Below are 20,733 nucleotides of genomic sequence, written 5' to 3'. Positions count from 1 at the left end.
TGAACATGCTTCTGATGAAGCAATCTAGTATCTTCCACTCCTTTTCCTGTTTACTGCCATGCCTCCTCCCAATCCCGAATTTGAAGCATTGCTAGATTACCTCAAGTACAATCGTGGCTGTGACTTGACGGGCTATAAGCGCTCGACCTTGATACGGCGGGTTCAACACCGCATGCGGCAGCTCAACATCGAAGACTATCCAAGCTATTTAGAATATCTCCAGTCCCATATCAATGAATATCGTGCCCTTCTCAACGAAGTTCTGATTAATGTTACTGGTTTTTTTCGCGACCAAGCGGTTTGGGATTATCTTGCAGTTAGCCTTATTCCTCAAATCATCCGGCAGCAGCCCAATCAAGTAATTCGGGTTTGGAGCGCGGGCTGCGCTGGCGGACAGGAAATCTATAGTCTGCTGATCTTGTTAGCAGAAGCGTTAGGGATTGAATCTTGCTTACAGTGGGTTCAGTGCTATGCGACCGACGCAGATGAAGCAGCGCTGCAACAGGCCCGACAGGGCATTTACAGCAACTCGGAAGTTAGCGGCATTCGCCCTGAGTGGCTGGAGAAATACTTTCAGCGAACCGAATCGAACTATATTTTTCATCCTCAACTTCGCCGCAGGATCATCTTTGGTCGTCACAATCTGACCCAGGATGCTCCTATTTCTAAAATTGATTTAATCCTGTGCCGCAATGTCTTAATTTACTTTAACCCCAATGTTCAAATATCGACTTTAGTGCGCTTTCACTTTGCGCTCAAAAAGGCAGGGTTCCTTGTCCTGGGTCAGTCAGAAACCTTCAACCACCATAGGGCTATTTTTATAGCGGTTAATTTGAAGCATCGAGTTTATGCCAAAGGGCTAGCTCTAGATATGCAAGAACATCTATTCATCTCTCCCAAGACCCCGGAGTCTCGACGATGACGCCGGGATGCCGAGCACCGCCGACTAAGTGGTGCGGGACATATGCCTGCGGCCGAACGGATGTATCCCGAAAAGATGCTTTGTCGGCTGCCGCTGCAGATCCATCGCCGCCAGATACATTGTCGTTGAAAACGGGCGCAGCTATGCCCGGCGTTGTATTTTCCTGACCTGTTAACATTTTGTTTTTCTTAGAAAGCTTAGAAAGAAGGTTTGAACCGTAGGCCCGCCGAGAGAGCTTTTTCAAAAGCGTCCTCAACTGACGAAGCACTGATAATGAAGGAGTGTTCTACCGAAGCCGGTCCGTCGTAGTCCTGCTTGACAAGCTTGTATCCGAGGATAAGCGTCACGCCAACGTTCGTGCCGTTCTTGTAGTACTCGCTGCCGGGTAGTTCTATTGAGGCGGTCACACGAATATCCGACGATAGCGATTCCCAGAACATTTTTCCTGAGCCTGATCGAAGCGAACCACTTTCGCCCAAGATGACTGCAAACCGTCCGCCTGCATCGAGACGTCGAAGTGCGGATTCAACGTGACGGAATCCGAGCTTCCGTTGGTTCCGCTCGGTCCTCCCGCCGCTGGATGAAAAGGGCGGATTGGCGAGTATGACGTTAGGAATTACATTCTCCGGTTGCAGATCGTCAATAAATTCAGCATCATGTCCGGTCGGGTCAAGCCCCAGAAACGTCGCAAGTCCTCTTCTTCTGGGATCAATCTCGTTGGTTATGACCGTGGCTCCGGCCGCGTATGCCCACACAGCCAGGCTGCCGGTGCCGCAGGACGGCTCGAGAACGATGTCATTGCTTTTTAGGTCCAGTAGGTACGCTGCAAGGTATGCGATAGTAACCGGAGTAGAGAACTGTTGATAGGTTATCTGTGTAGAACTTCGCCAGGTTTGCGTCGGAAGACGTTCCTGCAGCGGGCGAAGTATTTGCGAACAGGCGGCTGCAGGGTCGGCTGAATCTAGAAGCGGTTTGCCGTACTGAGTGCAAAAAAGGTGATTTACTGCGGTTTCAGCGATTTCATGACAGAGATGCGAATCGGTCGATAAGCTTTTGATTCCGGATGCAGTACACAACTTCAGAAGTTCCCGATTTGTGATCTTTCTCTTGTCTACATCGATGATCGCGGCAATCTCTTCGACAAAGGCATTAAGATAGAGATTCGGTTCCTTAGACTCGCTCATGACGCTGTTTGACCGCCGCTTCTTTCCTACCTAACGAGGACAATTGTTGGATCGCCTGTTCGACACACTCGGGGCGAAGACACTTAAGCCATTCGGCAACAGTTAGGTGTTGTAGTGGAACGCCGGCCAATAGAGCTTCATCTATACCTTTGAGCTTCCTGTCCCAGGTTACGATTCGGACCTCTTTGTTATAAGCAAAGGAACTCTGATCCGAATGTCGGAGTCGTATTAGGGCAGCCATTGCTCGTGCGACGTGCGGATTTGTGAAACTGTCGTTGTCAAATGCGATCTCCAGTAGTCTTTGCCGAGCGGTCTCGACGATCTCCCTATGAGAAGTTGCAACGCCGCTGTTTCCGACCACATACCTATGGTTCAAGAATCTTTGAGTGGTTGCGGCTTTCAACGCACCTTCCGTTACTAGAACAGTCTTGTCTATACGCTCTCCGGGACATGCATGGTGTAGCGGCGATCCAGGACCGCACCCCATTCGTTCTTTTGCCGAGGAAAGCCACACATATTTTCCAGATCTCTTTTCCACATATCGCATGAACCTGATCTGGCAGGCCTGGATCAGGCCATCCCGACCGACAAACGGGATGAGCATTAGTTCGTCGTTCGAATCGAACCGGTTCCATGATCGCCATTCGCCGGCAGCATCCTTCCAGAAGCCGGGGATGCCAGCAAACGCGCCAGGTTCCCCGTCAGCATCTTTTGCAAACATCTCAGCCAATCTTTCGACCAGGATTGCTCTTTCTTTGACAGTTTTGGGGAGGCCTCCATATTGCGAATAGTCGGAGATGCCGCGTTCGCTTAAACCGCCACGTCCATTCACGATCTCGTAATTGGAGGATGCAGGCGACAATTCGATAAGCTTGCGATAGACCTTATCTCGGATCTCAGGGGTAGCCAGGTCCCTTGAAACCAGGGTTTTCTTCCGTTTCCGAGGCTGATAGAAGATTCGGTTGTAATCGAAATCAAAACCGAATCCCTCGTGAAAATACACTCCCCATCCGTGCCGGCTGACTCGGTTGGCATTTAGAGTGGACCGAGCGCAGAACGATATCGTTTCCGTTGCGGTTCTACTGCACCAGTCCGAGATTGTGCCCCAACAGGATCTGGTACCCGGTGGTTGAGCGGGAGCATTCCTGGCTGAGAAATTACTGGCTCAAAAGCTGATTGCGCAGCATCGTGCCGTACCGCTTCAACTCCTCGTTGCCTTGATCGGTGGGTTGGATCGCAACCAGCGTGTCGTCGCCCCAAGACTGCTGCACTCGCGTTAACAGGAGGTCCTGCTGGTTGTGGAAGCTATCGAGATTGCCCGCCCCCAGGTTGATGATCGTAAACCAGACTGGCCCCCGGTCACGGGTGGGTAGAACGCCTGCTAATGCACTGACTTCATTGAGTGTGCCAGTTTTCACAACAGTGCTGCGAGGAGTCTGCCGGCCTTCCAGGGTGCCGCCATCGCGACCAATCACCGGGTAGATATCGGCAATTGTCAACTTGCGAGCTTGCAAATAGCGCTGGGTGGCAATCAGCATCGTAGTGACAGCTCTGGGCGAGAGGCGATTCTCGGTTCCCAAGCCAGAGCCATTAATGATTTGAATTTCGGATGGCGGAATTTGGGTTAGCTCCGTAACTTGCCGAGCTACGGCTGCTGCCCCTCCTACCGAATCAGCCATCATCTCCGACATGACGTTATTGCTGTAGATGTTCATCGCCTTCAGCAAATCCACCATGGGCAGCGACTGGTGCCGCAAAATTCGAATCGAGGCAGGCTTCGTGCTACCCACCTGAACACCGCCTAGAATCTCGATCTGAGGGCGAGGTGTACCAGGCGGTAATTTCTGGTACTGGGTTTCGACTTCACCGTTCCAGAGGCTAGCATTGAGCGCTTGTTTCAGGGCATTCCCAGCCGTAAATGGGTCCGTCTCAAAGTTCATGGCAAAATTGCCCGTGACGACCAAGTTCCCCTTGATTTGTCGGATGCCCGCTTGACTGAGGGTGTTGCCCACCGCAATCGCTTCTTCCCACACAAACAGCGGATCGCCACCCCCCTGGACGATCAGATCGCCTTGGAGTACCCCGTCCTGAATCGGCGCGTTGGTGCTGAAGACTGTCTCGAATTGATGAGCATGTCCCCATTTGACCAGAGCGGCAAGGGTTGTGGCTACCTTGGTGAGGGACGCGGCAGGCAAGGGTATTTCTCCTTGGTGGGCTACAAGCACCTGATGGCCGGTCTGCATCCACACCGCCTGATTGCTGGTAGGTAATCCCATGCCGGCTAAGGCGGCCAAATGCTGCTGTAGGGCGAGCTGAGCCACCGGATCGGGGCTGGGAGCTACCGCTGACTTCACCCAAACCGGATCAAGCCAGGGAGACCAGTTGGTAGCCTGCAAGGGTTGCAGTTTAGGAGAGGGTTGAAAAAGTAAGGAGAAGAGTCCGCCCAGAAGTTCTAGCACGTTAATCCTCTGCAAACACTGCTCTATTCAGTGTGGACAATGGAACGATACAAAAAAACTCACCGATTTAGGATAGCTGATTTGCTGAAAAACGGAAGGGCAATGCCTCCACTTCACTGATAATTTATGCCTGCATTCAATCAGCCTGGGTTTGGACCGACTCAACCGAGCTGTTGTTCCAAGCGTTTTTCCCAAACGTTTTCCCGAACGTTTTTCCCAAACATTTTCCAAGTGGGTGATGGTGGATTAAACTGTGCCTCTTTGGTTAGCAAGGTCATGTCGGGTGTAGGGTAGAGGAGAAGCAACCCTTGGAGCAATGGCTAAACCCGATCAAAATCAAGTTTTGCGCCAGTTGCCGATTGCCGTTGGCATTTTGGCTGGTTTACTGCTGATGGCAAATCGGCTCCTTACCCCTGCCTTAACCGACTCTCAGGCCCGTTCAGACGCCTTGGGGGTGATCCTGAGTGCCGTGTTGATTCTGACTGGCCTATTGTGGCAGCGAGTTCAGCCGAAATCACCGGATGCCGTGCAGCTAGTCGGCGAAGAAGGCTTTGAGCTAGCGCCTGACCTACCTGACCCGATCAAAACCGAGCTGGCCTGGGCTTCTCACCTGCTGTTGACCAACACGGTAACGCGCTCTGTTGTCGTTTGGTATGACGGACGAGTGGTATTGCGACGAGGTGTTTTAGGATCACAGGCCGAGGTTAAACCTGGTGCGATTGTGCAGCGTGTTCTGAAAACCCAGAAACCCGTCTATTTGGTTGACCTGAAGCTTTATCCGGGCAGAGTGGAATTTGACTATTTGCCGGAAAATACCCAAGGTGTGATTTGCCAACCACTCGGCAGTCGGGGGGTGATGATCCTGGCAGCGAATGCTCCTCGCAGCTATACCCAACAGGACGAAACTTGGATCGCTGGTTTAGCCGACAAGTTTTTGTCCTGTACTTAGCCCTGGCCCAAGCAGATGCGTCAGATCTTGGAAGCTGGGAGCCGGCAGTGTCAGATCAATCGCCCCATCGTCCTGAGTGCTGACTCGGCCACTCGTCGAGCCAGTGTGTTCCTCAATCAGCTCACCATCCTGCCAAACCCGACGAGACCAAGACTCGCTCCAGTCGGCCACGCCGTCTTCAATGAACCGAGCATGAGTGTTCGACCACTCGGATGTGCGCGACCAACGGCGACCCTCTGCATCGACGCCCGATTCGGTGGTGGATGTAGTATTTCCTGTTCTATTAAATCAATTCCGTTATTGCTCTGTCTAGATAAAATCTGCCTATGCTGGTAAACCACTTAGTGGTTTGAGAATCTGCTTAGGCAGACTTTGCACTAGTAGCCGCGGTTTCAATCACCAAGCCCTTCTCAAACTAATTTTCCAAATTGAAACTTCTGTTAAGAAATCTTGTGTATTCATTAACTCTGGCAACATCCCTGAACAAAACCAGTTTGGCAAACTCCCTTAATTCAAAATTTTGGCTTTGAGTTGCAATCCGCTCCAGTGTACATACAGTTGCTTCAGATAGAAAGCCTTGGTTCTGATGGCTAACTAAAACTCCCAAAGCCTCCATCAATCGCATTGATATGAGCATGTCCTGTGATTGGTTAAGTTCATCGACTAGGAGTTGCTCTGCCGTTGCTCTATTTAGTCTGAAAAGTCTTCCACAAGCATCATAATGATAATCTATGGCATCTCCATCAGATGCGTCTTCGATTCGACAGACTTTGATGATTGCCAGCAGTCCTCGACTGATTAATACTTGCTCTTCCTGGCCGATCAGCTTGTCATTGTAACCAATTAGTGCACCATCTATGAATCTAGGACTCCTCGTAAAGCCGAAAGCCCATAAGCCGACTATGATTTGGAAGAGGAATACGTTATGGGAGAAAAGCGATTTCAAGTCATCAATGGTTAACTGCTGAAACTCAATCTTGTGCAAAATGGTATCTAAGTCTCCAATGGCTCCTTTCGCATTGAGATCCACCTGCTGGGCACTTTTAGTAAATTCATCGATTTCCATAATTAATCTCCAAATGCATCACTGACCTGAGTTACCGTTAGATTCTGAGATTCAAGTAGTCTTTGAACTCGATTAATTGCTTCCGGGGATTGCCTGAAATATCTTCCACTCTGGTTATTGATTAAGACCTCACCGTTCTCTCTAAACAATATTTCACCAGCAGCCTTAGCTGGGCCACCGCCAGTCAGTTGAGTATGTTTCACGCCACTTTGCCCACTGGAACCACGAGGAGCAATCTGAAGAGAGTTTAATTCATCAAGAACATAAATATATGGTTTGTTCAATTGCACAGATGACAAATTATCTGGAGTTAATCTAATTTGTTCTGGAGCTGGTTCTATACGATCAAGTGAACGAGGCCTAACAACTGGTAAATCTGCAAATAGGTCATTCGATAGGTCCCCAAAATCACAGGTATTATGAACTAAAATGCCCAAGCTGGAGACGAAGTAAGTATGCAACGCCTCAACTTCAAAGTTATAAACGGCAAATAGCCCTACTTGTCGTTCGATGGCTGTGACTGAGACGATTTGGCCTGCTCTAGTCAGCAATGCTGTACCCAAGCTTAACTGTCCTGCGGCTGTCCATCCTTGTCCTGGCACCCAAAAGGGATGCTCTGGAGTACAAGTAATAATCTCCTCACCGACTTGCATCGTCAAGACAACAGCAACCTCCCGCACAAAGGTTTGCAGAATCCGACAGGCTTTCACGACTCCCGTTTCTGGATCAGCAGCCAATACAAACTCTCCGACTTGCAGGGTTTCAATAGGCCGATGCCCAGTCGGCGTCAGTACCAGAGTGCCTGCCACAAAACAAGCAGCCTCTAGGGCTTCATCAGCGCTCTGGCGGGCCAAGAGTGCTTCAGGAGACCCCGGTGCCATCTGTTCCAAGAAGTCAGCCGCCTGATCTGCTTGCTGTGCCGCCTTTTGAGCGTTGGCTAGATCACCGGCCGCACCAGCCGCTTTCGCCGCATCACTACCTGCTTCAACGGCTCTAGCAATATCCCCGGCCTTCTGGATTAGCTTGCCCACATCGCTAAGGTAGGGCAGAATCCCAATCATGCGTTCCCACGCAGCCAAGTCTTCCCCGGTGATCAAATCCTTGCCGGTCACTGCCTCTACCAGCCCTTTGAGTTCCCCCACCCCAGGCGTCAGATCGAGCGCCAAACTCAACCCTGGCCCCTCAGTACAGGACAAAAGCTTGCAAGGGGGTACTTGATGCAGAAACAGGAGTGAGGGGCTATGGTTTGACGCAGCGCGATCAGTTCCTGACTCCCTATAATCGCGCTCAAACCGTGATTCCTCGCTCCTTGGATCAACTAGAGCGACTAGTACAAGACAATCCGGAGCAGACCCGTCGTATTCGAGATATCCGTGTCCTGGTTGCTGAAAATTTAGCGATTTTGCAGCAGAAGTTGACCTTGCAGCGAGAACTAAGACGCATTCATACTGGCATCGATACTCTGGTTCCAGCCGCCTCCCTATACGAATGGTTGGAGGAAGGAAGAACGACCATGGATGAAGCACGTCTTGCAATTGATCGGTTTATTCAAACAGAAGAAGATCTGTTAACACAACGAAAACAACATCAGGATTTCTATCGCCAAATTACCTGGATGGCGCTGTGTATCTCAGGAATAATCGGTACAGTAGGGGCCTGGTTTGCAATTCACCTGTTTTACCAATTGGAGCGGGAATTAGCCAACCGAGAAGTTGCTTTACGGCAGACGAATGAACGGCTAGAAAATGTCTGTGACCAGCTTCAGCGATTTACTGCCAATGCCTCCCATGAACTGAGAGCACCGTTAGCTGCCATGCTGAGCAATGCCCAAATTGGGTTGATGGATCTGGAAGACTTAGAGGAGCCTGCGCCACCACTCCGCAAACGACTGGATAAAATTGTCAGCCTGACCAAACAGATGAGTGGCTTAGTCGATGAGCTGTTGTTTCTAGCCCGTCATGAGGGGTTATTGGCGGCTGAAGCGCTACAACTCGTTGATCTGACGAGCTTATTGCATCAGCTCGCGGCAGACTGGTTGCCCAGGCTCAAGCCCATCAGCTACAGTTGATCGAGCAATTGCCCAGTCATCCTGTAATAGTGAAGGCCGACGCTTGTTTGCTCCGTCAGGCAGTTGCCAATCTGCTCAGTAATGCCTGCCGCTATACGGCTGCTGGGGGGACGGTGAAACTACGCCTACTCATACAAGGCAATCAGAGTCTGATTCAGGTAGAAGACAGCGGCATTGGTATTCCTCCAGACGCACTACCCCACGTATTTGAGCGCTTCTATCGCGTGGATTCAAAACGGTCTAGAGCGTCCGGTGGAATGGGGTTAGGACTAGCAATCGCCCAACAAATTACTCAAGCCCATCGAGGCCAAATTAGCGTCACTAGTACTGTGGGCAAGGGATCAGTATTCCAGATTGTGTTACCCACTAGTGCAGCTTTGATAGAGTAAACAAATCCCTCCAGCAGTAATGCTGGTCATAATCTGGTCATAATCTCTCGTTAGTCTATTGTCATAGTCGATAGTGTAGTTTGATTTAAGTCTATGAAACCAATCCTAACTACAGTCTTAACCTCTACTCTAGTTGCAATGACGCTTCCTGTTGCAGAAGCACAGATTCCAATCCGTGATTTGCAGCGCAATCCGGGCACCAGCATTTCTGGCGAGATTCGCAGTGTTGTCGGCAATGAATTCATTTTGGATGACGGCACCGGCCAAATCATTGTAGATGCAGGACCCCGCTGGTATCACCAATTGAGCCTGGAACCAGGAGAACAAGTCACGGTTGTAGGTGAATATGATGACTACGATTTTGACGCCTTTCGCATCACCCGCAGTAATGGAGAAGTAATTCAAATTCGCGAGGCGGGTGGTCCTCCTCCCTGGGCAGGTGGGCGGAGACGGCTGGCTCGGTAAGCAACTCAATGACCTTTAGCGAACTAAGTAGGTGAGCATAATTAAACATAAAACCCAAAACCCTGCGCGGGCGGTGCAGGGTTTTGAATCTGGTTTTTAATTATGCCGAGGTACTTAGTAAATGGGGAGTGGTGAACAGTGACTTAAGAAGGCAGTACATTCGATACTTTCAAAACATTCTGCAAGCAGATCGTCTGAAAATCAGTCAAGTACCCAAGCGGGGAATAGCCACAGCGTTGTACTATCAAGCACAATGGCTAAAGCGATTTATTCTATTTTTTGCTGACCTCTGTGCACTCTACCTCTTCAGACCGCGACCATCCCGCCCATCCCATCTATCATCCGGCTCAGAAACTCAAGGCGTTTATTACTACGGCCCAGCTTGGGTCAGATCCGTTGTTTGGGCAACAGTGGTATCTGCAAAACACCGGCCAATCGGGCGGCACTCCAGGTGTGGATCTGAACATCGTCAAGGTATGGCAGGATTACAGGGGGAGAGGCATTAAAGTCGGCATTCTCGATGATGGTGTGCAGTATACTCATCCAGACTTACAGCCCAACTTCAACACTAACATCGACTTCGATGCCGCACCAACTGGGAATCCCAAGATAATCCCGAACATTTGCGCACGATTAGTAATCGCATCAAGGAGCGCGAGGGAGCCACACGTTTACTGAATTTATATCAGCAAATTTTGAAGGAGGGGCAGATTCCGGCTGATGATAGTCTAGAGCAGGTAGAGCTGCGGCTATCGGGTCTGGTAGTGAAGCAAGAGAGCGCTTTGCGAGTCTACAATCCCATCTACAAAGAGGTGTTTAACGAGCAATGGGTACAGGATGCGCTGACCGAACTGCGACCTTACGAAGAGGCGATTGCTGAACGGTTGGGAGCGATTCGAGATGCAATTTTGTATAACAACGAGAATTGCGTTAGTTTACTACAACTCTACCAACGCATCCTTCAACAAGAGTCAGTTGCAGCCGATGATGATACGGATGCAAGATACTTGCTCTGGTTGGGGCTAGTCGAAGAACAGCAAGGACATCTCAGAGTCGCGAATCGAATTTATGCCAGTGTATTTAATCAAGAATGGGTAGAGCAGGAATTAGCTAAAGCAATTGAGCGTCGTGTGATCTGCAAACGCTACGAAGAAATTAAACGATTAGGATATGATAAATTTACTCAAACTTACTTAGTCAAAGATATTCATCAGCCGCGTCAGAAATGGGGCGTTCTCAAGCAAATAACACCGCCCGCTACCGATATTGACAGCTTTGGTAGAATTCGTAATCTGATTAACAGCAGCTTCAAGGAACTAGAAAAACTGAATGGTCACGATCAGATTCCTGCTCTGCTGGCTTCGTTTGAAGAGGATGAAGAATTTTATGTTGTTCAAGAATATATCAAAGGCACTAATTTAGACGAGGAGTTTATACCAGGGCAGTGTTGGCCAGAACATCAGGTAATCGATCTGCTGATCGAGGTTCTCGAAATCTTGAAGTATGTACATCAGCAGAATTTGGCTCACCTTAATCTCAAGCCTGCTAACTTAATGCGCCGTCAAGATGGCAAGCTTGTGCTGATTGACTTTGGCATGTTTAAGCAAATCATTCCTAGCGTACTGGATTCAGGAGCAGAAGCGGCTCAGGTTGGCTCTCCAGGCTATGTTCCACCGCAAAATGTAAAAAGCCAAACCAAGTTCTATCGCGACCTCTATGCGGTTGGCATGATTGGAATTCAGGCACTGACGGATACCCATCCTAAAGATTTTCCTCTGCATCCGCGCACGAAAGAAGTGATCTGGCTTTACACGCTGGCAGACCAACCAATGGCCCAGGTGAGTGACCAGTTAGCCGCAATCCTAACCAAAATGGTTCGCCATGATAATGCCGATCGCTATACTTCTGCCTCTGAGATCCTGAAAGATTTATATGATCTGAGGCGAACCCAGTCTCCTACTCGCTGGAAGCGGCTCACTAATAAACAGCAATGGCGCTGGCTCACCGATAAACGATTCCTGCTGGCAAGCTGCCTGGGTTTCTGTGTCAGTGCTGCCCTCACCGCCTCCTGGTTTACCCAAGTGAATCGCTGTCATGCACTGACTAATTTGGAGCGGCTTGAAACAGGCGATGACCTGGTGCAGCGAGCCATTCAGGTTAAAGCTGCTTGCGATCGCATTCTGTTTATTCGACCCAACTATCCACCTGCCCTGAAGGAGCAAGGACGCGCCTCGCTCATCCTCTGGCAACATCATCAGGAGAAAGGCGAACAAGATGATGCCACTGCTAGCTTAGTGAACGCCAAGAATTCCTTAGCAGAGGCAATCAGGCTCGATCGTGATGATCCACAATCGCATTTCTATTTGGGTCTTGTACAGTATTTACGCGATGAAGACTATGCTGTTTCTTATCAAGATGCAATTACAGCTTATTTGTCTAACGCTAAATCCAATGCATCCCCAGAAGATTTTGTCATTTTGATGAAATTGGCGACATTCCTGATTGAAAAAGCAGACTATTCCCAGGCAGATTTCAATGACGCTGATGCCCTGTTCGAGCAAGCGCAACAGATTGACGCTAATTCTGCTAGTCGCCTCTATAATCACGGTTCTCTCTATGCTAGAGCCGGCAATTATCGAGAGGCAATCAACGTATTTGAGCGGGTAATTCAACGCCATCCAGACTACCGCACGCACGCTTTGCGAAGTATGGGATTTGTCTATCTGCTGCTCGGAGAATCTGAGGCACAAACTGCCTGCAGGCAGTTTACTGAATCGCTGAAACAAAACAGCGCAGCCCTGAATATCTCCTTCAAAAATCCGCGTATTGCAGATTACTTGTCACAATTTACTCAGAACGCAGTGTCCCAAACCAATACCAGTAACCCCAATTCGAATGCTCTTGGCGTTGTCGGAGGCACAGGAAAACGTGATGTCCTTGAGATGCGATACGTACCCGGCACGATCTCCGTCGAGGTCGGACAGATCGTTTACACATCGGGCCAGGACGGCATCTATCCGCAGGGCCTTAAAGTAGGTGAGATAGTCGAGGTGCGATCAGGGTCTGCTACCACGCCGCACGTTATATTGGTGCGGCCCGCGGCCCGGCTAGATTCTATGCGCGAAGTTGGGATCCTTCTCTATGAACCAGCAGCAAAAGAAGAATTTGATAAGAAGATACCCAACGCAGTAAAAGAAACCAAGGGCAAATGAATAACGTAAAGCTAACGATAGCATTGGTGATCGCCGTAGCGTTGCAATGGACGCTGCGTAACATCGCTGAACCGTTCGCTTACGTAGATCTACCGTTGATAATAGTTGTTTATGCCGCTCTTCAGCGGGATGCGATCAAGGCCATCTTTTTCGGCACGATCGCGGGGCTCGCGGTTGATGCATTGAGCGGCGGATTGCTTGGCGGCAATGGCTTTTCGAAGACCGTAGTTGCTTTTATAGTCTCGGAGGTCGCCCGACGAGTCTATCTGGACAACTTGCTATTAAGAATTCCCGTCATAGCAGCAGCGTGTTTGCTTGATGACCTTGTGTATTACGGTTTGCATCGACTATTCGGTCAAGAACCGGCCGGACAGGTTGTGGTAACCATTGCCTATTCACTGATCGGAACAACTATTGCCGGAACCCTTGTTTATATAATGCTAGATCACCTTTTCTCTGAGAAGGTCCGCTCTCGCCGAAGTGAGATGTTTCCAAAGCGCCGGCATACTAGAAGACGAAACCCGATCCGGTTAGGAAAATGACACAAATGGCTTATGAAGTTCAATGAGTCCTCACAGAATCTTGGTTTCCGTATCGGTACGATCCAGGTGATCGTGTTCATCTTATTAACGATCCTTGGCGTGCGGCTTTATTATCTCCAGGTCGTAAAGGGTGAATACTACAGCGAGCGGGCTGAGAATCAACGCATTCGCCTCATCCCGATCCCAGCACCGCGCGGAGCCATTTTTGACCGTAACGGAAAGATACTTGTGGACTCACGTCCCACATTCAATGTCGTCCTTTCAAACGAACCGATAAAATCCATCGACGTTTCCGACCGCATAGACGACTATGCGAACGGGCTTTCAATCGCTCGCGAGTACGTCCTTGAGAGACTGAACGCGATCAAGAAACAGAATGATTTTGAGACTCTAGTTCTAAAAGAGAATGTAACGATGCAGGATATCGCCTGGGTCGAATCTCATTCGCTTGAATATCCAGAACTGCGTGTTGAGATCAGGCCGCAGCGGTTTTACCCACACGGCGAGGTGCTCGCTCACGTCCTTGGCTATGTCGGGGAGATCAGTCCCGAACAGCTCGAAAAACAGGAGTATAAAGAAAAAGGGTTTCGGCCGGGAGACATAATCGGAAAAGGTGGGCTCGAACAATCCTACGATGAATTTCTCCGCGGACGTCCGGGATATCGAAAGGTTGTAGTTGACAGCCGTGGCCGCCTTCAGGCTGAGATCGATCGCGTCGAACCTCAGGCCGGACAGGACATGGTCTCCAGTATAGACCTCGATATTCAGCTTGCGGCCGAGGCACAGCTCGCTAGTTCAGTCTCAAAACGCGGCTCTATCATCGCGCTTGACCCACGCAACGGTGAGATCCTCGCTATGGCCTCCCTTCCCTCTTTCGATCCCAATATCTTCGTTCAAGGCAGTAAAACAAAGGAAGGACGGGCGAAGATAGCTGCGTATTGGCAGGACGAGAATCGTCCGCTATACAATCGGGCGATCCAAGGTCGTTATCCTCCGGGCTCAACCTGGAAGATACCGATGTCAGTTGGCGGTTTTCAATCAGATGCGATCACGGTCGAGCGATCTTCTTACGCCTGCGGCGGCGGCATCCAGATCGGCAGCAAGTTCACGAAATGTATGGGCAGCCATGGAGCTCCTACGCTCATTCCGGCCATTTCCCGTTCATGTAATGGCTATTATTACCGACTAGGATTGAAGATGCAGGTCGAAGGCATAATCAAAATGGTCGAAACATTTGAATTCGACCGCACCACCGGCTTGGATATTCCAAATGAGAAAGTAGGGCAAACACCGAAAAGCTGGAAACCGATAGTTGAAAGACGCGAGGGACGTTGGCCGGATATCCGGACAGTCTATGCTTCGATCGGACAAGACACTGTCGTGGTAACACCGATCTCTATGCTTCGTGCGGTCGCGGCGATCGGGAATTTTGGGAAGTTCGCAGTGGATACCTGAATCGCCGACAGTAACACTGCCCTTCCAATTGAATACAAATGTTATTGAAGTACAGGTCTTTAGTTTTCAGGAAGGACCAACTTTGGTGGGTGCAATTGAGTTGATCAGTCCTGCGAATAAAGATCGTCCTGCTCATCGAGATGCCTTTACCTCCAAATGCCAAACCTATGCAATGATTTGCCTGTGCTGACCTGGAGGGATTGAGTGCAATAGTTTTCTATTGGCTATCGCGTTTTGCTATAGCGTCACTATTACTGCCTGAAGTTCCTTCGCCTTTTCCTCAGGCAGCGCATCGTTAGCAAACATGCCTGCTGCCAGCTCGGTGCCTGCTAGATACTTGAGCCGATTCTGGGTGCGATAGGGCGGGTAGAATTCTGCATGTAGATGCCATTCTGGATGGGAACCCTGGGTTGGCGCTTGGAACCAGGCCATCAGATAGGGAAAGGGGCGATTCCAGAGTCCGTCATACTTCAGGGTCACGGTTTTCAGCGCTCTGGCTAAGCCCTGCCGTTGTTGAGCAGATAAATCACTCAGGGTGGCAATGGGGTCGATGGGTGCTAGCCAAACTTCGTAGGGATAGCGAGCACAGCTCGGCACAAAGGCAATGGCAGTTTCGTCCTGATAGAGGATGCGCTGATTGTCCTCAATTTCTTTCTGAATTAAATCCTGCAATAATCCGCGCTGATGTTTTTGATAATATTCTCGTTGACATTGCTGCATACGCGCTGGTACAGGCGGTACAAACGGATAGGCATAAATTTGACCATGGGGATGGTGTAGTGTCACGCCCACTTCGACGCCTTTGTTTTCAAACGGCAAGACATATTGAATTTCAGCATGGCGGCTAATTGCCTGCGTCCGATCAGCCCAAACTTCTAACAGCAATTCCAGATGATCTAATGGCAGCAGGCTCAGGTAGGATTGAGGGTCTTGGGTAAACACAACCACTTCGCAAATGCCCTGAGCGGGTAAAGTAGGTACAATGTTGGCGGGTGGATCATGGGCAGTTAGCGTCAACGAGGGAAAGCGGTTGTCAAACACGGCAATGTCGTACTCTCCCTGGGGTAGTTCGGTGGGGAATTTTGGGTCAATAGTGGGCGCGAGGGGATTGTATTCGGGCGGAGGCATGAAGGTCCGCCCTTGTCGGTGACTAGCATAGGCCACCCATTCGCCTCGCAGCGGATGCCAGCGCAGGTGAGGATTGGCAGTAACGGGTTCGTCACTGGGGCTGGGCGCGATAATGCCATTCGCAATGGGGGAACGGCTATAGAGCGTTAGGGTGCGACCATCGGGCTTATGCAGGGTTTGAAAATACATGCTTGGTTTCTGAAAGGTTGAATAGGTAGCATTTTGGCTTCTGGGCTATTTCAATCATGGCTGAATCTGATGCAATCGGATTTCATGAATCGATTGAATCCTAAAAATTCCCACCTTGGGCAGACTATTTTTTTCTCGGTTTTAGCGCAGACTAAAAGCAGTTAAAGGCTAATCTAGATTCTTAATAGCGTTATACAAATTCCTCAAGTAAAAATTACCGAGAACTACCCCGATCAATTACATATCCCGATCGATTACAACGGAGCATGATTATGGGAGCACGCTATTTCGCTTTAATTAGCGGTATTATTTATCTTCTGATTGGTATCTTTGGATTTGTTCCGGGCATGGTTGCAACACCGGGCACAGGTGGACCTGAAGTGGTTCTAAATGAAGGTTACGGCTACCTGCTTAACCTATTTCCGATTAATGTCCTCCACAATATTGTTCATCTGGCCGTTGGTGCCTGGGGGTTATTTGCCTACCGCAGCTATATCCAGGCTCGCACCTACTCACGCGGATTGGCTATTTTCTACGGCATTTTAGCGGTGATGGGACTCCTGCCGGTACTCAATACCATGTTTGGATTAATTCCCATCTTTGGTCATGATGTCTGGCTGCATGCCCTGACTGCTGCTATTGCTGCCTACTTTGGGTTCAAGACGCCTACCCCTGCCGATATCCGCGAGCATGAACGCGAGGTGGTAACGGGCCGTTCTCGCGGGCGTTTTTGAGTTGACTGACTGATTTGGCTTCGCAACTGGCTTTATAAGTAGCTATACCTGGCGCTCGAGTTTAATCGAGTTCAGAGATACAGCAATCCTTGATCGGATCTGAACGGGGTGCAGGGGTTCCACCCCTGCGTGGGGGCAACGCCCCCACACCCTCTGTTCACAATCAATTTGTGAATGCTGTAGCTTTGTTTTGGCTAAGTAGGTGAGCATAATTAAACATAAAACCCAAAACATAAAGCCAATTTTCTGATCGACTAAACGGCGGACAAAGGGTGTCAGAAACCACATCCACCAGCTAAATCCATTATAAAGAATGGGATAGCGAATATAGAGTAACACACCTACGAGCAAAGCGCCTGCCGGAAAAGCCAAATTGAGTAACTGGCTTAATCCCGTAGCTAGACATAAAGCCGTGAATACCACAAAGCCGAGAATGATGCTCCAGCCAACGGCTGGCTGAAGACCAAAGCTGAACGACTGAGGTAAGGCATGGGTAGTTGTTCTTGCTTTCACACTATGCTCCGTGATGCCTTCAGAAAATTGGCCTTACTAACTGATGAGCGTCAAACGATGGTTAGTTGTATTTGTAACCATATCTTCAAACAGTTGAATATAGCGCTTGGCCTTACTACTCCAGCTATGCTGTTGAGCAATCAGGTAACCGGCTTTTCCCATGCGGTGGCGCAGGTCTGGATCGGCCATCAATCGCTGCATAGCGGCTGCCAATGCGTCTACATCTTCTGTGTCGGCTAGAACGATGCCACAGTCTGGGGTAATTAATTCAGCTACGCCGGCAATGGCGGTGGTAATTACCGGCAATTCGGTTGCCATTGCTTCTAACACCACCATGCCAAATGGCTCATAGCGGGTCGGGAATACAAAGAAATCTACGACTTGCATCACCTGGGCAATATCTGAGCGAAATCCCATAAAATGAACTCGATCGGCAACGCCTAACTCAACCGCCATTTGGGGATAGGGACTACGCTCCACCGCCCCAATTACGGCTAGATGTAGTCCGGGTACCTGCACCAAAGCACGCAGCACCGTATCTAAATTTTTGCGGTTCAGCCGAATATCGCCTGCAAATAGCGCCAGCGTAACGTCAATAGGTAAATTGAACTGACGCCGATCGGTTGGCTCTAGATTTGGCTCTGGATGAAATTCGGTTAAATCGACACCGTTGTAAATCACCTCAATTTTCTCAGCCGCGACTCCAATATCGATCAACTGCTGTTTTACGGTTTCGGCTACGGCAATGGCCTGTTTAGTTTGACGAAAGGCCCGCTTTTCCCAATGGGCATGCCAAGCGGTATGCAGCCATTGATAAACGCCATAGAGATCGCGCCGCTGACGACTGGCATGTACTGGCGATTTTAACCAAGCATTGTGGGAAAACTGAGCGGTGTTGATGTCGCTGGGAATGGCAGTAGCGGTGCCGTAGACTTGAATCAGGTCAAACTCGTGCCGATGTTGACGTAGCCAAGCGGTACTGCGCCAAGCAAAGACAATCTCGCGAATTAGCGCCAACGGATACTGTTTCGTTGGAATATTGATCCAGCGAATCTGCGGCTGTTGCTGCAAATCGTGAGCTACCTGACTGGACACCAACGTCACCTGATGCCCCTGGCGGATTGCTTCCCAGACGATTTCGTAATTGGCTCGCCCTTGTCCATCGCCGCGGATCACGCCGGGTGTGACTACACAGAGCTTCATGCAATTCCTCCTTTTGCACGCAAATAAATTGGCGAATAAATTTCTAAGTGGATTGCCTGATTGCAGAAAAGTTTACGATCGCGGTAATGCCTGGGATGAGACTGGATTAATCGACTCTAGTTCGTGCTGCATTTGGTGATATTTCCAAAGCACGCCCCGCTGTTGCAATAAGTCTCGGTAGCTGCCCTGTTCTACAATCTGACCCTGCTCTAGTACCACCACCTTATCGGCCCGTGTAATGGTAGAAAGCCGATGGGCAATGGCAATGACGGTACGGCCTACCGACAACTTTGCCAGCGAAGCCTGAATCAAACGTTCTGAAACTGAATCGAGGGCACTAGTTGCCTCATCGAGGATCAAGATCTCTGGGTCACGTAGGAGTGCTCTAGCAATGGCTAGCCGCTGACGTTGCCCTCCTGATAACCGCACACCCCGATCGCCCAACTGAGTATCAAACCCCTGCGGCAGATTTTCGATAAACTCTAGAGCGTTGGCAAGATGGGCCGCCTCGCTCACGGCAGTATCGCTAACATTTGCTAAACCGTAGGCTATGTTGTCTCGGACTGATGCATTGAAAATAAACGTATCCTGACTGACCACAGCAATTTTGCGGCGCAGTGAAGTTAGGTCAAATTGGCGTAGATCGACACCATCGATTTGAATGAGTCCGGCGGTTGGGTCATAGAAGCGGGGGATGAGGTCGGCCAAGGTGGTTTTGCCAGCACCCGATGCACCCACAAGGGCAATCATTTGTCCTTGTGGAATGGTGAGCGTAATGTTCTGCAGGACTGGATGGGTGGCATCGTAGCTAAAATCCACGATCGAAAATTTCGGTTGGAATGGCTAGGGTGGCGCAGGCATTAGGAATATCGACAATACCGCTGATGCGGCCCTCAACGGGAGCACAGCTCAGCAGCAAATAGGCTTGCTCGCCGGTGTAGCCAAATTTTTTCAGGTATTCGATCGCATTCAAACAGGCGCGGCGGTAGGCAATGTGGACATCCATGTAGTACTGCTTGCCGGTGAACTCATCGACTGAAATGCCTTCAAAAACGAGGTATTCCGAGTAGCGTGGTTCTACCGGACCTGGCTTAAAGATAGGATTGACCATGCCATACTTTTCCATTCCGCCTTTGATAATGTCTACATGCAGATCAATGTAGCCAGACATTTCAATGGCACCACAGAATGAAATTTCTCCATCGCCTTGCGAGAAGTGAATATCACCCATTGATAATTTGGCTCCTTCCACGTACACCGGAAAATAAATTCGAGTGCCTCTGGAAAGATTCTTGATGTCGCAGTTGCCACCATGTTCACGTGGGGGAACGGTTCGGGCAGCTTCGGCGGCTACCCGTTCGTACTCAGACGCTGGCAAGGTGCCCAAAATGGCGTTGTTGGGATTGGGCAAAGCGGCCAGTACCGGAGCTTCTCCCGACAGCCCAGCCCCGTAGGTGCGTAAATCGGGAGCAGTTTGAACGAGTTCTGCCTCGCGTTTATTCCATTTGGCGAGCAGTTCATGGGACGGGGCACAGCCAATTAAACCGGGATGGGTAATGCCAGCAAACCGGACGCCAGGAATATGGCGCGAACTGGTGTAGATGCCCTGAAAATCCCAAATTGCCTTGGCTGGATCGGGAAAGTGATCGGTGAGGAAACCACCGCCGTTCTTTCTATCGAAAATGCCGGTGAAGCCCCACTCATCGCCTTGAAGCGCACCAATATCGAGCAGATCGACGACCAAAATATCACCCGGTTGGGCACCATTCACCCAAATCGGCCCACTCAGCACATGTACAACCGTGAGATCGACATCGCGAATATCATCTGGACTGTCATTGTTTTTGATCTGGCCATCGGTCCAGTCTTTGCATTCAATTCGAAATACATCGCCCGGATTGACGGAAACCACCGCAGGAATATCCGGGTGCCAACGATTGTGGCCCGGTAATTCCTGTTCAGTCATTGGCTTCGTCAAATCAACTTTGAATAGCGTCTTAGGCATGAAGTTGCTCCTTGTGTACCAAACCATATCTGGTGGACTCCGCCTCACTGGCTGAAGGCGATTGGCCTAATCTTGTCTTCAATTGACTTGCTTCAATTCGCTTTCAATTGGCCTACGTTGATTCATCTGTAGTCTATCTCGGTAAGCTGTACGAGCTGCTCATATGACGGTATGTTCATATAACATAGAACAAAGTTGGCAAGTTGAGGAGAAGGTTGAGATTAACTTTATTGAATAAATTCTATGGATA

General features: G+C 49.8%; 22 protein-coding genes. 10 read left to right on the top strand and 12 right to left on the bottom strand.

Going from position 1 to position 20,733, the window contains the following annotated elements; all coding sequences use genetic code 11:
- Positions 1 to 58: 58 nt before the first annotated feature.
- Complete coding sequence (locus JVX88_RS21250) at positions 59 to 922, top strand: CheR family methyltransferase (RefSeq protein WP_211620107.1); 864 nt, start codon at positions 59 to 61, stop codon at positions 920 to 922.
- Here the strand turns inward: JVX88_RS21250 and JVX88_RS21245 are convergent.
- The 4 genes from JVX88_RS21245 to JVX88_RS21230 all read right to left on the bottom strand — a co-directional run bounded on the left by JVX88_RS21245 (position 888) and on the right by JVX88_RS21230 (position 4,565).
- Entirely contained in the window at positions 888 to 1,100 is a 213-nt protein-coding gene (locus tag JVX88_RS21245) for a hypothetical protein (protein WP_211620106.1), read from the bottom strand. The genes JVX88_RS21250 and JVX88_RS21245 overlap by 35 nt on opposite strands.
- Before the next feature lie 19 nt (positions 1,101 to 1,119).
- Positions 1,120 to 2,106: an SAM-dependent DNA methyltransferase gene (locus tag JVX88_RS21240; protein WP_211620105.1), complete on the bottom strand. Its 987-nt coding sequence runs from the start codon at positions 2,104 to 2,106 to the stop codon at positions 1,120 to 1,122.
- Entirely contained in the window at positions 2,093 to 3,109 is a 1,017-nt protein-coding gene (locus JVX88_RS21235; protein WP_211620104.1) for a hypothetical protein, read from the bottom strand. Before JVX88_RS21235 ends, JVX88_RS21240 begins: the two co-directional genes overlap by 14 nt.
- Before the next feature lie 154 nt (positions 3,110 to 3,263).
- Positions 3,264 to 4,565, bottom strand: coding sequence for a D-alanyl-D-alanine carboxypeptidase (locus JVX88_RS21230; RefSeq protein ID WP_211620103.1), 1,302 nt, complete (start codon positions 4,563 to 4,565; stop codon positions 3,264 to 3,266).
- 316 nt (positions 4,566 to 4,881) lie between these two features.
- Here JVX88_RS21230 and JVX88_RS21225 point away from each other — a divergent pair, with 316 nt between their 5' ends.
- Positions 4,882 to 5,514 (top strand): cofactor assembly of complex C subunit B, encoded by a 633-nt coding sequence (locus tag JVX88_RS21225; RefSeq protein ID WP_211620102.1) that lies wholly within the window; start codon positions 4,882 to 4,884, stop codon positions 5,512 to 5,514.
- On the opposite strand, the gene JVX88_RS21220 is transcribed toward JVX88_RS21225, so the two are convergent.
- The 3 genes from JVX88_RS21220 to JVX88_RS21210 form a co-directional block, all read right to left on the bottom strand.
- On the bottom strand, positions 5,485 to 5,685 hold the full coding sequence (locus JVX88_RS21220) for a hypothetical protein (protein WP_211620101.1): 201 nt from the start codon (positions 5,683 to 5,685) through the stop codon (positions 5,485 to 5,487). The genes JVX88_RS21225 and JVX88_RS21220 overlap by 30 nt on opposite strands.
- Before the next feature lie 244 nt (positions 5,686 to 5,929).
- Positions 5,930 to 6,580 carry a hypothetical protein gene (locus tag JVX88_RS21215; protein ID WP_211620100.1) on the bottom strand — a complete coding sequence of 217 codons (651 nt, stop codon included), beginning with the start codon at positions 6,578 to 6,580 and terminating at the stop codon, positions 5,930 to 5,932.
- 2 nt (positions 6,581 to 6,582) lie between these two features.
- Positions 6,583 to 7,752, bottom strand: coding sequence for a polymorphic toxin-type HINT domain-containing protein (locus JVX88_RS21210; protein ID WP_211620099.1), 1,170 nt, complete (start codon positions 7,750 to 7,752; stop codon positions 6,583 to 6,585).
- Between the two features lie 2 nt (positions 7,753 to 7,754).
- Between JVX88_RS21210 and JVX88_RS21205 the strand changes: the two genes are divergently transcribed.
- The 7 genes from JVX88_RS21205 (at position 7,755) to JVX88_RS21175 (ending at position 14,711) form a co-directional block, all read left to right on the top strand.
- On the top strand, positions 7,755 to 8,648 hold the full coding sequence (locus JVX88_RS21205; protein ID WP_225931664.1) for a CHASE3 domain-containing protein: 894 nt from the start codon (positions 7,755 to 7,757) through the stop codon (positions 8,646 to 8,648).
- A complete protein-coding gene (locus JVX88_RS21200) occupies positions 8,645 to 9,037 on the top strand; it encodes a sensor histidine kinase (protein WP_211620097.1) in 393 nt (130 codons plus the stop codon). The genes JVX88_RS21205 and JVX88_RS21200 overlap by 4 nt, the downstream gene beginning before the upstream one ends.
- Before the next feature lie 138 nt (positions 9,038 to 9,175).
- The gene (locus JVX88_RS21195) at positions 9,176 to 9,502 is read left to right on the top strand and encodes a hypothetical protein (protein WP_263975198.1); all 327 of its coding nucleotides are present in this window, start codon (positions 9,176 to 9,178) and stop codon (positions 9,500 to 9,502) included.
- A gap of 291 nt (positions 9,503 to 9,793) precedes the next feature.
- Positions 9,794 to 10,180: a S8 family serine peptidase gene (locus tag JVX88_RS21190; protein ID WP_211620095.1), complete on the top strand. Its 387-nt coding sequence runs from the start codon at positions 9,794 to 9,796 to the stop codon at positions 10,178 to 10,180.
- Positions 10,126 to 12,714: a protein kinase domain-containing protein gene (locus JVX88_RS21185; protein ID WP_211620094.1), complete on the top strand. Its 2,589-nt coding sequence runs from the start codon at positions 10,126 to 10,128 to the stop codon at positions 12,712 to 12,714. The genes JVX88_RS21190 and JVX88_RS21185 overlap by 55 nt, the downstream gene beginning before the upstream one ends.
- A complete protein-coding gene (gene mreD / locus JVX88_RS21180; protein ID WP_211620093.1) occupies positions 12,711 to 13,256 on the top strand; it encodes a rod shape-determining protein MreD in 546 nt (181 codons plus the stop codon). Before JVX88_RS21185 ends, mreD begins: the two co-directional genes overlap by 4 nt.
- A 12-nt stretch (positions 13,257 to 13,268) precedes the next feature.
- Entirely contained in the window at positions 13,269 to 14,711 is a 1,443-nt protein-coding gene (locus JVX88_RS21175; protein ID WP_211620092.1) for a penicillin-binding transpeptidase domain-containing protein, read from the top strand.
- A gap of 237 nt (positions 14,712 to 14,948) precedes the next feature.
- Here the strand turns inward: JVX88_RS21175 and galT are convergent, their stop codons facing one another.
- Positions 14,949 to 16,028: a galactose-1-phosphate uridylyltransferase gene (galT, locus tag JVX88_RS21170; RefSeq protein ID WP_211620091.1), complete on the bottom strand. Its 1,080-nt coding sequence runs from the start codon at positions 16,026 to 16,028 to the stop codon at positions 14,949 to 14,951.
- A 272-nt stretch (positions 16,029 to 16,300) separates the two neighbouring features.
- Between galT and JVX88_RS21165 the strand changes: the two genes are divergently transcribed.
- Positions 16,301 to 16,762, top strand: coding sequence for a DUF4383 domain-containing protein (locus tag JVX88_RS21165; protein ID WP_211620090.1), 462 nt, complete (start codon positions 16,301 to 16,303; stop codon positions 16,760 to 16,762).
- Between the two features lie 42 nt (positions 16,763 to 16,804).
- Here JVX88_RS21165 and JVX88_RS21160 read toward each other — a convergent pair whose 3' ends face one another.
- The 4 genes from JVX88_RS21160 to fmdA all read right to left on the bottom strand — a co-directional run bounded on the left by JVX88_RS21160 (position 16,805) and on the right by fmdA (position 20,483).
- Positions 16,805 to 17,275: a hypothetical protein gene (locus JVX88_RS21160; protein WP_211620089.1), complete on the bottom strand. Its 471-nt coding sequence runs from the start codon at positions 17,273 to 17,275 to the stop codon at positions 16,805 to 16,807.
- 36 nt (positions 17,276 to 17,311) lie between these two features.
- Complete coding sequence (locus tag JVX88_RS21155; RefSeq protein WP_211620088.1) at positions 17,312 to 18,478, bottom strand: glycosyltransferase family 4 protein; 1,167 nt, start codon at positions 18,476 to 18,478, stop codon at positions 17,312 to 17,314.
- Positions 18,479 to 18,550: 72 nt separating this feature from the next.
- Positions 18,551 to 19,297, bottom strand: coding sequence for an ATP-binding cassette domain-containing protein (locus tag JVX88_RS21150; RefSeq protein WP_317134401.1), 747 nt, complete (start codon positions 19,295 to 19,297; stop codon positions 18,551 to 18,553).
- Positions 19,287 to 20,483: a formamidase gene (gene fmdA, locus JVX88_RS21145; protein WP_211620087.1), complete on the bottom strand. Its 1,197-nt coding sequence runs from the start codon at positions 20,481 to 20,483 to the stop codon at positions 19,287 to 19,289. Before fmdA ends, JVX88_RS21150 begins: the two co-directional genes overlap by 11 nt.
- Positions 20,484 to 20,733: the final 250 nt, after the last annotated feature.

The sequence above is a fragment of the Leptolyngbya sp. 7M genome, from assembly GCF_018128485.1.
Note: the sequence above shows the minus strand (reverse complement) of the source record. Positions and strands in the feature narration are given on the sequence as shown.

What these genes read in the sequence shown, in the direction of transcription:
- fmdA (WP_211620087.1), bottom strand. Translation starts at nt 20,483, where the DNA reads ATGCCTAAGACGCTATTCAAAGTTGATTTGACGAAGCCAATGACTGAA.
- JVX88_RS21225 (WP_211620102.1), top strand. Translation starts at nt 4,882, where the DNA reads ATGGCTAAACCCGATCAAAATCAAGTTTTGCGCCAGTTGCCGATTGCC.
- JVX88_RS21215 (WP_211620100.1), bottom strand. Translation starts at nt 6,580, where the DNA reads ATGGAAATCGATGAATTTACTAAAAGTGCCCAGCAGGTGGATCTCAAT.
- galT (WP_211620091.1), bottom strand. Translation starts at nt 16,028, where the DNA reads ATGTATTTTCAAACCCTGCATAAGCCCGATGGTCGCACCCTAACGCTC.
- JVX88_RS21155 (WP_211620088.1), bottom strand. Translation starts at nt 18,478, where the DNA reads ATGAAGCTCTGTGTAGTCACACCCGGCGTGATCCGCGGCGATGGACAA.
- mreD (WP_211620093.1), top strand. Translation starts at nt 12,711, where the DNA reads ATGAATAACGTAAAGCTAACGATAGCATTGGTGATCGCCGTAGCGTTG.
- JVX88_RS21240 (WP_211620105.1), bottom strand. Translation starts at nt 2,106, where the DNA reads ATGAGCGAGTCTAAGGAACCGAATCTCTATCTTAATGCCTTTGTCGAA.
- JVX88_RS21165 (WP_211620090.1), top strand. Translation starts at nt 16,301, where the DNA reads ATGGGAGCACGCTATTTCGCTTTAATTAGCGGTATTATTTATCTTCTG.
- JVX88_RS21175 (WP_211620092.1), top strand. Translation starts at nt 13,269, where the DNA reads ATGAAGTTCAATGAGTCCTCACAGAATCTTGGTTTCCGTATCGGTACG.
- JVX88_RS21195 (WP_263975198.1), top strand. Translation starts at nt 9,176, where the DNA reads ATGACGCTTCCTGTTGCAGAAGCACAGATTCCAATCCGTGATTTGCAG.
- JVX88_RS21250 (WP_211620107.1), top strand. Translation starts at nt 59, where the DNA reads ATGCCTCCTCCCAATCCCGAATTTGAAGCATTGCTAGATTACCTCAAG.
- JVX88_RS21245 (WP_211620106.1), bottom strand. Translation starts at nt 1,100, where the DNA reads ATGTTAACAGGTCAGGAAAATACAACGCCGGGCATAGCTGCGCCCGTT.